The 10,330-nt window shown below is 68.2% G+C and carries 9 protein-coding genes, 2 tRNA genes and 1 pseudogene; 1 reads left to right on the top strand and 11 read right to left on the bottom strand.

Annotated features, from left to right (window positions below; all coding sequences use genetic code 11):
- From AC1DFC_RS14840 to AC1DFC_RS14800, 9 genes and pseudogenes are all read right to left on the bottom strand, one after another.
- Positions 1-362, bottom strand: a pseudogene (locus AC1DFC_RS14840) (peptidoglycan-binding protein); the annotation flags it as partial.
- A 176-nt stretch (positions 363-538) separates the two neighbouring features.
- Positions 539-940 carry a GreA/GreB family elongation factor gene (locus AC1DFC_RS14835; RefSeq protein WP_478179485.1) on the bottom strand — a complete coding sequence of 134 codons (402 nt, stop codon included), beginning with the start codon at positions 938-940 and terminating at the stop codon, positions 539-541.
- Between the two features lie 390 nt (positions 941-1,330).
- Positions 1,331-1,406, bottom strand: a tRNA-Asn gene (locus AC1DFC_RS14830).
- Between the two features lie 152 nt (positions 1,407-1,558).
- A tRNA-Asn gene (locus AC1DFC_RS14825) sits at positions 1,559-1,634 on the bottom strand.
- A 50-nt stretch (positions 1,635-1,684) separates the two neighbouring features.
- Positions 1,685-3,832, bottom strand: a complete 2,148-nt coding sequence (locus tag AC1DFC_RS14820; protein WP_007839280.1) for a TonB-dependent siderophore receptor — start codon at positions 3,830-3,832, stop codon at positions 1,685-1,687.
- Between the two features lie 5 nt (positions 3,833-3,837).
- Complete coding sequence (thiE, locus tag AC1DFC_RS14815) at positions 3,838-4,773, bottom strand: thiamine phosphate synthase (protein ID WP_007839281.1); 936 nt, start codon at positions 4,771-4,773, stop codon at positions 3,838-3,840.
- Positions 4,770-5,579 (bottom strand): thiazole synthase, encoded by an 810-nt coding sequence (locus tag AC1DFC_RS14810; protein WP_007839284.1) that lies wholly within the window; start codon positions 5,577-5,579, stop codon positions 4,770-4,772. The genes thiE and AC1DFC_RS14810 overlap by 4 nt, the downstream gene beginning before the upstream one ends.
- Before the next feature lie 18 nt (positions 5,580-5,597).
- Entirely contained in the window at positions 5,598-5,801 is a 204-nt protein-coding gene (gene thiS, locus AC1DFC_RS14805) for a sulfur carrier protein ThiS (RefSeq protein ID WP_007839285.1), read from the bottom strand.
- A complete protein-coding gene (locus AC1DFC_RS14800; protein ID WP_478179484.1) occupies positions 5,798-6,889 on the bottom strand; it encodes an FAD-dependent oxidoreductase in 1,092 nt (363 codons plus the stop codon). The genes thiS and AC1DFC_RS14800 overlap by 4 nt, the downstream gene beginning before the upstream one ends.
- 134 nt (positions 6,890-7,023) lie before the next feature.
- Here AC1DFC_RS14800 and thiD point away from each other — a divergent pair, with 134 nt between their 5' ends.
- Positions 7,024-7,872, top strand: a complete 849-nt coding sequence (gene thiD / locus AC1DFC_RS14795; protein ID WP_413331536.1) for a bifunctional hydroxymethylpyrimidine kinase/phosphomethylpyrimidine kinase — start codon at positions 7,024-7,026, stop codon at positions 7,870-7,872.
- Here thiD and AC1DFC_RS14790 read toward each other — a convergent pair.
- Complete coding sequence (locus tag AC1DFC_RS14790; RefSeq protein ID WP_007839291.1) at positions 7,817-9,154, bottom strand: purine-cytosine permease family protein; 1,338 nt, start codon at positions 9,152-9,154, stop codon at positions 7,817-7,819. The genes thiD and AC1DFC_RS14790 overlap by 56 nt on opposite strands.
- Before the next feature lie 364 nt (positions 9,155-9,518).
- Positions 9,519-10,253 (bottom strand): TetR/AcrR family transcriptional regulator, encoded by a 735-nt coding sequence (locus AC1DFC_RS14785; RefSeq protein WP_007839292.1) that lies wholly within the window; start codon positions 10,251-10,253, stop codon positions 9,519-9,521.
- Positions 10,254-10,330: the final 77 nt, after the last annotated feature.

Genomic DNA, 10,330 nt, shown 5'->3' with positions numbered 1-10,330 from the left:
TGCATCAGCGCGCGCTCGCGCGTCATCGCGTTCATGCCGGCCGCGCCGCGCTCGACCACGATGAAGCAGTTCGATTGCTGCACCAGCAGGCGCAGCAGGTTGGCCGTGGGCGGCAGGCGGTATTCGCCGGTAAGGATGGTGTACCAGCCTGCATTCACGTTCTCGATCAGTGACACCGTGCCGAGCGGCGATTCGCAGCGCTCGAGCTGGCTGCTTTCGCCGGCGGTGGCGCTGCCTGCGGCGCTGCCGGTGGCCATGGTCTTGGCCGACTGGCTGCCCATCTGCATATCCATGGTCTGGCAACCTGAAAGGGCCAGCAGGCCGGTGAGTGCGCTTGCGAGAGAGAGTTTGAAAAAAGCCATGTTCGATCTGTCGAGTGAGAAGAAGGATGCTGCGCCCGTGGCAGGCGTCACTCGTCAGGACCGAAGTTGAAATTGCCATGGCCTGTACGGCCTCCCGATTCGACGCGCCGCCGGCGGCCGCGCGACGATACGACCCCGGCACTACGGCGCGCCAGTGCCGAAAGTCACGAGCGACCTCAGCGCGTGTAGTCGCCGCTGGCCTCCGGCTGGAACAGCACCGCGACCACGTGCGCGGCGCCTTCCGCGCCATTGGGCATCTGCCAGCGGGCAAGCGTGCCCGTCTTCATGCCCAGCAGGCCGATGCCGACGGGCGACAGTACCGAGACGAAGCCTGCGCCCGGCTGCGCGTCACCGGGGTAGCAGAGGGTGATCTTCTGGCGCTGCCGCGTGACGGGGTCTTCGACCTCCACCTGGGAGTTCATCGTCACGATGTCCCCCGGGACCTCGCGCGAGGGCAGCACGTCCGCCGCATCGAGGAGTTCGGCGAGTACGGGCGGAAGCTGGTGGCCCGTCAGTTTGCCGAGGCGGACGAAGTCGAGTTCGGTGAGCGTGCGCTCCCCGTGAATGGTTGCAAGCATGAAGCACTCCAGTTGATTGCGGCGCCGTTCTGGATGGAAGAACGAACGGCGTCGCTGCCGCGCGGCGGGTGCCCGGCGGTCAATGGTTCGCGCATCAGGAAGGAGGGTAGCGGACCGCCGGGCTCAGGAAAGTGCGCGGGTGCGTCGCAAGATCGCCGTGGTCGCCGCAAGGGCAGCACCCGTGCGGCAGCCAGCCACTGCCTGGGGCAGGGCTGCGCGTGCAGGGTGTTTGCGGAACACGGACAAGGGGGCCATGCGCCCGAGTGTAGGACGTGCCGCGAGGCCATCAAGCAATGGCCTCACCTGCCTTGCCGTTAAGCATGTACCGGCAAAGAAAAAGCCCGCTGTCCAAAAAGACAGCGGGCTTTCCAGAGGCCTTGCGGCTTGTGGTGGCTCCTCGACCTGGGCTCGAACCAGGGACCTACGGATTAACAGTCCGGCGCTCTACCGACTGAGCTATCGAGGAACAAGCCTTAAATTATATGCAATGGATTTGCCGATCTCGCCGGCCATCCCCGATTTTTTGCGTGACGCCGAGCACCCGGCGCGACAGTGCAAATGAAAATGCCCCGCTACCTTGTGAGTAGCGGGGCATCCAGAGGCCTTGCGGCTTTGTAGTGGCTCCTCGACCTGGGCTCGAACCAGGGACCTACGGATTAACAGTCCGGCGCTCTACCGACTGAGCTATCGAGGAACAAGCCTTAGATTATAGCGTGATTTTTGACGGTGCTTGCCCGGCCGCGTTCAAAGCGCAACACTTACCCCGAGGCGCAGCGTGCGCGGCGCCCCGGGGAACAGGTAGACGTGGCTGAACTGATAGGGCGATTCCTTCCAGTAGCGGCGATCGAACAGGTTATCGACGGCCAGCGTCCAGCTGGTGTTCACGCCCCGTACCTTGGTGTCGTAGCGCAGCACCGCATCGACGCGGGTCCACGAAGGCAACGTGACCGAGCCGTCGGGCAACACGTTGCGGCGGCCTTCGTACGAAAGCTGCCCCGCGACTTCGAGGCCCGGCACCGATGCGACGCGGTACGCGGCCTGCGCCCGCAGCACCTCCTTGGGCACGTTGGTCGGCGACTCTCCATTGAGCGCCGGATTCGCGGTGCTCCCGCGCCGCTTGGCATCGATCACCGCGATGCTGCCGCCGATGCGCCACGGACCCTGGCTCCATTGCGCGCCGGCCTCCAGGCCGCGATGCACCGCGCGCCCGTCGTTGCGCACTTCGCAGTAGGCGCCGCACAGGTCGAGGTTGGTCATCGGCCGCGAGATGTCGAACCACGCGACCTGCCAGCTGAATGCTTCGCTGCCGCCCTTCAGGCCCAGTTCCCATTGGCGCGAGGTCAACGCGGGTAGCGCCTGCCCCGCATTGCTGTACTGCGAGATCCTGTTCGGCACGACCTGCGATTCGACGCCTTTGCCCCAGCTCGCATAGGCCAGCAGCCCCGGCTGGATGGCGTAGCTCGCCGCGATCCACGGCGTGGTCACGTCCTGCTTGTAGCCGGTCGGGCTCGAGCCATCGTTGCCGATGCTGCTGCGATCGAGCCGCGTGTGGCGCACGCCGAGCCAGGTGGTGAAGCGGTCATTCCAGCGTATCGCGTCCTGCACCGACAGCTCGGTCGAGCGTTCGTCGCGATTGGTCTGCGGCGTGTTGGCGTCGGGGCTCGGCGGCACGATGGCCGTGCCCCAGACGTTGCCGGTGCCCGCGTAGTTGTAGGCCTGGTTGTCGAAGCGGTTGCGCACGCGGCTCAGCAGCAGGCCGAAGCCGAGCTCATGCCGCACGCTGCCCGTCGTCACGTTGCCCTTGAGGTTGAGGCTGCCCGCGGTCTGCGTACGGCGCTCGTTCTCGCTGCGGAAGTCGTAGAAGTCGAAGGTGCCGTCGGAGCAGTAGCGGTCGTAGTTGCCTTCGGCGCCGCAGCCGAAGGCGTAGGCCAGCCGGTCGTCGCTCTTCAGGCGCTGCTGGCCGATCTGCGCGCTCCAGCGCCAGTCGGCGTTCAACGCCTGGCTGAATCGCACCGTGCCCGTCAGCGCCTTGAACACCGAGGGCTGCGACCACGGTTGGTTGTTGAGGTTGATGCGCGGATCGACCGGCGCAGGCAGCGCGCTGCCCAGCAGGCTGTAGCCGTTCTGGCTCGGCTGCGTCTTGCGGCTTTGCTCGATCTCGAACTCCAGCACCGAGTCGCGCGAGATGCGCCAGTCGGCCGCGAGCGAGAACAGGTTGCGGTTGCCGTCGAGGTTGTGCGTGAGCGGCTTGAGGTTTTCGCTCGCCACGTTGATCCGATAGCCGAACTGGCGGTCCGCGCCGAAGCGCCCGCCCAGGTCGATGGCGCCGAGCGTACTGCCGCGGCTCGTGGTCTCGATTCGCACCGTGCGCAGGTCCTGTTCGGTGGGCCGCTTCACGACGTAGTTGACCAGCCCGCCCGGCGCGCTGGTGCCGGCCTGGATGCCGCTGGTGCCGCGCAGGATCTCGACGCGCTCCTTGTTGTCGAGCGGGATCGATGTCTCCGCGCTGATCGGCAGGCCCTCGCGCCGGTAGTTGAAGCGGTTGTCGAGCACGAAGCCGCGCACCGTGAGGTAGTCCCAGTAGCCCGCGGAGTTGTAGGCGTCGGTGACCGAGGCATCGAATTGCGTGAGGTCGGCGAGCCGGCGCGCGCCGCTGTCGCGCAACTGCTTGTCGTCGATCACCGTGGCCGAGAGCGGCAACTCGCGCAGCGGCACGTCGCCGAAGCCGCTGATGTCGGCTTGCGGTGCGGCGGCGCCTTCGGTGACTGTGACTTCGCGCAACGTGCCTTGTTGCGCATGCGCGCCGAAGGCAGTGGTGAAAAGAACGACGGCCAGTGCACGCGAAACGGGCGAGAGTGGCCAGCCAGGGGAGGAGGTGAGCTTGTGGTTCATTCTGTTCAGTTGCCCGCTGTGGCGCCTATGGCCGCCATCCATTGCGCGGCCGTGGCCTCGGGGTCTTCGGCCGCGACCAGCGCGCGTACCACGGCGACGGAGCCGACGCCGGTGGCCAGCACTTCGGGCAGTCGCACGGCATCGATGCCGCCGATGCCGACCTGCGGATAGCCGCGCAGCAGCCGTGCATAAGCGCCGAGCCGGGCCACGCCCTGCGGTGCGGTCGCCATCTTCTTGAGCGTGGTCGGGTACACCGCGCCCATGGCGATGTAGCTCGGGCTCACCCTGTCGGCGCGGACCATCTCGGCGTAGCCATGCGTGCTGACACCCAGGCGAAGACCCGAGGCGCGCAGTTGCGCCAGCTCGTCGGGCGAGAGCGCGTCGAGGTCTTCCTGGCCGAGGTGGATGCCGTAGGCGCCGGCCGCGATGGCGACCTGCCAGTGGTCGTTGATGAAGAGCAGGGCGCCGGTACCTTGCACCGCTTCGACGGCCGCCTGCACTTCATGTTCGACGGCCGCTGCGTCATCGGACTTGAAGCGCAACTGCACCGTCGGTACGCCAGCGCGCGCCATGCGGCCGACCCATTGCGCATCGGGCAGCACGGCATACAGGCCGAGCCGTTCGGGGCAGGGCGGGAACGCGTCGCCGCGCCCGGCCGGTGGAAACGGCCGCATGCCGAAATCTTCGGGTGCGGCGGGCCACAGCACGGCGTCGAAGCTGCCCAGGCGCTGCGTCTGGGCGCGCCACGCATGGGCCAGGCATTCGGCATCGATCTCGATGAAGCCGAGAGCGGTGCAGGCCTGCTTGGCGCCGCGGTAGACGGGGTCGTCGGAAGAGAAGCTGGGCGCGGCCACGGGCGCGGAGGTGATGGCGCCAAAGCGCAACCCGTGGGCCGCGACGATGGCGTGCGCGATGGCGCGGGCGTCGGTCGCGGCGGTCATGGTGCGTGATGCCAGAAGGGCGTGCCGAGCACAGGCGTGCTGGGCTGTGCTGCGTCTTGTGCGGCCATGGCGCCGGCACGGTATGCGGTGCGGCCGGCCTGCACCGCGTCGGCGAAAGCACCGGCCATCGCGACCGGGTCCTGCGCCAGCGCAACGGCGGTGTTGAGCAGCACGCCGTCGTACCCCCACTCCATCACCTGGCAGGCATGCGAGGGCAGCCCCAGGCCCGCGTCGACCAGCATCGGCACCTTCAGGCGGTCGCGCAGCACCTGCAGCGCGTAGGGGTTGATCGGCCCGCGGCCGGTACCGATGGGCGCAGCCCAGGGCATCACGGCCTGGCAACCGACGTCGACCAGCCGCTGGCACAGCACGAGGTCTTCGGTGCAGTAGGGCAGCACCTTGAAGCCGTCGCGGATCAGCTGCGACGCGGCATCGACGAGGTTCAGCGTGTCGGGCTGCAGCGTGTAGTCGTCGCCGATCAGCTCGAGCTTGATCCACGGCGTGTCGAACAGCTCGCGCGCCATCTGCGCGGTGGCGATCACCTCCTGCACGCTGTGGCAGCCGGCGGTGTTGGGCAGCACCGGCACCGCGAGTTTGCGCAGCAGCTCCCAGAAACCGTTGCCGAGCTCGCTATTGCCCGAGCCCTGGCTGGCGGTCTGGCGGCGCAGCGAGGCGGTCAGCATCGCGGGCCTTGCGCGTTTCACCGCGGCTTCGAGCAGGTCGGGCGAGGGGTAGCGCGCGGTGCCCAGCAGCAGGCGGCTCTGGAAGGTCTCGCCGTAGAGCACCAAGGGGTCGTTCGTTGTCATGTTCTTTGTCTCCATCATTCAGCCGCCGGTCACGGGGCGGATCACTTCGATGCGGTCGTCGGGTTGGAGCGTGCGCGCGGCGTATGCCGAGCGCGGCACGAACTCGCGGTTCACGGCCACCGCGAAAGGCGGCGTGGCGTTCAATGCCGCCAGAGCGTCGGTCAGACTGGCGTGGTCCGGCAGCGTGAAGGGCTTGTCGTTGATCAGGATGTTCATCGTCATGTGTCGGAGGTCTCCATGCCGAAGCTCCTTGCGAGGACCGAGTGGCCATGCGCAAGCAGTTCCATCGCGGCGTCGAGCAGGGCGGGCGCGATCATGAAACCGTGGCGGTACAGGCCGTTGATCTGTAGCATGCGCGGCTGCGGCTGGCGAATGGCGGGCAGGTTGTCGGGCAGCGTAGGGCGGCACTGCGTGGCGATCTCGACGATGCGCGCCTCGGCGAAGCCGCTGTGCACGGCATAGGCGGCGCTCAGCAGTTCGAGCGTGGAGCGAACGCTGGCGGGCGACATGTCGTCCGATTCGATCTCGGTCGCGCCGATCACGAACAGCTTGCCGGGCTTGGGTGCGATGTAGAGCGGGTAGCGCGGATGCACGAGGCGGGTGGGGCGCTTCAGGCTCACCTCGGGCGCGTGCACGCGGATCACCTCGCCACGCACGCCGCGCAGCACGTTCCATTGGGGCTTGGCGCCGAGACCGCGGCAGTCGATCAACCAGTCGGGCTGGCCCGTCGCACCGGGCGAAAAGTCCGAGGGTGCGCGCGGCGATTGCCAGTGCAGCGTGACGCGCGGGCTGGCCTGCAGCGTGGCGAGCAACGAAGCCAGCAACGCGCGGTTGTCGAGCTGGCCTTCGCCCGGCAGGAACAGGCCCTGCGCGAAACGCTGGCCCAGTGAAGGCTCGAGCGCGGCAATCGCTTGCGCGTCGAGTGTCTGCATCGGCGCGAGCTCAGGCACCTGCGTGCCGGTGTTCGCAAGCACGCGCGCAAGCCGTGTGGCTTCGGCGGCGTCCTGCCGATGCCAGAGCACCAGTGTGCCTTCGCGCTGGAAGAACACGGGCTGAGCGAGCGAGGCAAGCAGTTCGGGCCAGCGCGACAGCGCATGCTGCCCCATGCGCACGACCGACACAGGTGCCACGGCCGATTCGGCCAACGGGGCGAGCATCGCCGCAGCCACGCGCGCGGCGGCGCCTTCGGCATCGGGACTGCCGGCTTCGAACAGATCGACCTTGCAGCCGGCCTGCGCGAGCGTCACCGCCAGCAGCCGGCCCATGAGGCCTGCGCCGAGAATGGCAGCCGATTGAAAAGGAAGGCTCATGGTCTTGCTCCTTCCCCCTCTGGGGGAAGGCTGGGATGGGGGCAGGCAGAGCGCCCAATGGATACGCCGCGTGCCCCCACCCCGGCCCTCCCCCGGAAGGGGAGGGAGAAGAAGAGTCGCCGATAATTTTCGGCATGACCTCCGCACCCACCCAGCGCTACGCACGCGTGCTCTCCATCGCCGGCTCCGACAGCGGCGGCGGCGCCGGCATCCAGGCCGACCTCAAGACCTTCGCGGCGCTCGGCTGCTACGGCATGACGGCCATCACCGCGCTCACCGCACAGAACACGCTCGGCGTCTCGGGCATCCACGGCGTGCCGCCCGATTTCCTCAAGGCGCAGATCCAGGCGGTGGTGGAAGACATCGGCGTCGATGCCGTCAAGCTCGGCATGCTGCATGCACCCGAGGTGGTCGAGGTGGTGGCCTGGGCCATCGACCGCTATCAATTGAAGAACGTGGTGCTCGACCCCGTGATGGTGGCCACCAGCGGCGACCGCCTGATCGCGGCCGAGACGGTGCAGGTGCTGGTGCGCGAACTGTTTCCGCGCGCCGTGGTCGTCACGCCCAACCTTGATGAAGCCGCCTTGCTGATCGGCCATGCCATCGATGGCGTCGATGCGCTCGACGGCGCCGCCGACGAACTGCTCGCGCTCGGTGCAAAGGCCGTGCTGCTCAAGGGCGGCCATCTGCCGGGCGAAGACGTGGTCGACGTGCTGCTGCAAACCGGCGGCGAGCGCAAGCGGCTGGCCTCCCGGCGCATTGCCAGCCGCAACCTGCATGGCACGGGGTGCACGCTGTCTTCCGCCATCGCCGCGCATCTTGCATTGGGCGCGGCGCTGCCCGAGGCGGTCGAACAGGCGCGTGCCTACATCCTCGGCGCGATGGCCGCCGGTGCGAACGTGAAGGTCGGTGCGGGTCATGGCCCCCTCAACCACGGCTTTGCGCCAGTGCCGACGCACCGTTTGCCGGTGAAGGCCGGCTGAGCCAGGCGAGAACAAAAGTCGCCGCCAGCGTGGGCAGCGCAGAGCCGAACTGCGGCGCCCACCTGGCCAGCGCGTGGTACGCCGCGATGCCCGCGATCCAGATCAGCGCCGCGCCGAAATCGATCTGCCGCGTGCCGGCCGGCGACACCGACTGGCCGCCGCCCAGCCGCCCGATGATCACGCCGTAGAGCGGCACGAACACCGAGCTCAACAGCAGCAGGAAGGGCTCCAGCGTGTGCATTGGCAGCACCAGAGCCAATGCGATGCACAGCGCGGCCAGCAGCAGGCCCCAGCGTTTCACGCTCCATCGCGGCAGCAGGCTGTGCGTGGAGACCGAGCCCGAATAGACATCGCCATACGCGTTGTCGAGTTCATCGATCAGGATCAGCCCCAGCGCCACCAGCCCGCCCTGTGCCAGCAGCAGCGCGGTGACCAGACCCGTGCCGGGCTCGGCCACGCTCACCACCATCACGCCCAGTGCGTAGCACCAGATGTTGGCGAGCGCATAGCCGATCCAGGTGCCGCTGAAGGCGCTGCCCAGGCCGCCCTTGCCGGTCGCACTGCGCCGGCCGTGCCGCGCGTAATCGGCCACCAGCGGCAGCCACGAGACCGGCATCGCGATCACCAGGTCGAGCGCGCCGAACATGCCCATCGTGCCGTCACCCGGGCGTGCCCAGAAGGCGTCCAGGCCCTTGGCCTGTAGCCGCGTCGCGAATTGCCATGTGAGCCAGATCAGCGACAGCATCACCAGCGGCAGGCCGAAGCGGCTCACGAAGCGCCGCACCAGCTTGACCATCGACCCTGCAAGCAGCGCCAGCAGCACCGCGCCCCAGAGCAGCGTGGTCAGCACGCCGCCCCAGGCGGTGCCGAGCGAAGGGCCGACCACCGACTGGCCGATGGCCTGCGTGCCTTCGCGCATGACGACGAGTTCGAAAGTGGTCCAGCCCACCAGCTGCACGATGTTGAGCAGCACCGGCAGCCGCGCGAAGGCGCTGCCGTAGGTGGCGTGCATCAGGCCGGCGCTGGCTAGGCCGCTCTCGCAGCCCAGCCGCGCGGTCCAGGCCAGCAGGCCGGCGCCGACGCAGGAGCCGAGCACGATGGCAATGGCCGCGTCGCGCGTGCCCACGGCCGGCACCAGGTAGGCGCCGATCTGCATCACCAGCAGGCCCACGCCGAGGCTGAACCAGAGCGAGGCGTGGTCGTGCCAGCCGAACACGCGCTGGGATGCGGGCAGCGGCGTCAGCGCTTCGTTGGCGCCGGTAGCGGTGTCATCGTTTGCCATCCATTTGCTCCAGTGCAAAAGGTTTGGCAGGTGGGCGAGGCCCGAGCGGCGCAGCCGTCACGCGAGAGAACGTGAGAGGCCACCGGACCAGCTTCCCTGCGCGAGGATTGCCTCGAGCCCGCGTCGTCGGAAACGATGCGGACCCCCGGTGAAACCACCGGACAGGTTCAAAGGGACTTTCTCAGCCGGACGGCAAGCCGCCCAGCACCCCTAGCAATTGCACCGTGGCGAGCCGCGGCGCAGGGCGGAGTTTATCCGCTGCGGGGAAGCCCGCGACGACGGGCGTGCCATTCCAGGGGGTAAACCCGCAGAAGCGCCGGTCGATGCCACCGCCATCGTTGAGGCGCTGCGCGAACCGCGGGGCCTACGCCGCCTCGATCCGCCGCGCGGAGGCCTCGAGCCCGTCGATGGTGATCTGGATGTGCCGCTCGAAGCTGCCGTCGAGCGGCACCGCCGTGCCGTTGTCCCATCGCACGATGAACGCCTTGTTGGCCAGCAGCGGCAGGTTGCGCGTGAGCACCGGATGGTCGAGCGGGCGGATCGTGTGCACGCGCTCGCGCAACTCCTCGGCCCAGGCCTGCGTGTTGTCGGCGGGCAGGGGCGAGAACTCCATCGTGAGGAATCCCAGCATCGCCGCGATCACGCAGTTGTAGGCCTCCAGCAGCGGTTCGCCCTCGAAGCCGGCTTCGGTCAGCGCGGCCAGCACGCCCTCGACCAACGCCATCGGCAGGCTGCCGTTCGACACCAGTTGCGCGCCCAGCAGCTGCGCCACGTTCGGATGGCGGCGCACGGCGGCGCGGCAGCGCCGGAACAGTTCGGCGATCCAGTCCTTCCAGGCCAGCTTGCCGGGCGGCGGCGCGACTTCGGCCATGACGATGGCCGCCACTTCGGCCAGCAGCGCCTCGCGCGTGCTTACGTGCCAGTGCACCGTGGCCGGGTAGACATCGAGCCGCGCCGCAACCTCGCGCATGCTGAAGGCGCCGAGGCCGAATTCGTCGATCTGCGCCAGTGCCTCCTCGGCGATGCGTTGCTTCGTCAGGCCGCCACCGCCGGCGGGGCGGCCGGCGGTGCGGGGCTTGGGTGGCGATTTCTTCGTCATGGCTGCAGCCATTGTGCTGCAGCTTGGTTGACTGTATAAACAATATTAATTGAGCATTGATCAATTAAATTCGCTGC

The sequence above is a fragment of the Variovorax sp. 10L421 genome (genome assembly GCF_056395365.1).
This window is presented reverse-complemented; position numbering and strand designations above follow the sequence as displayed.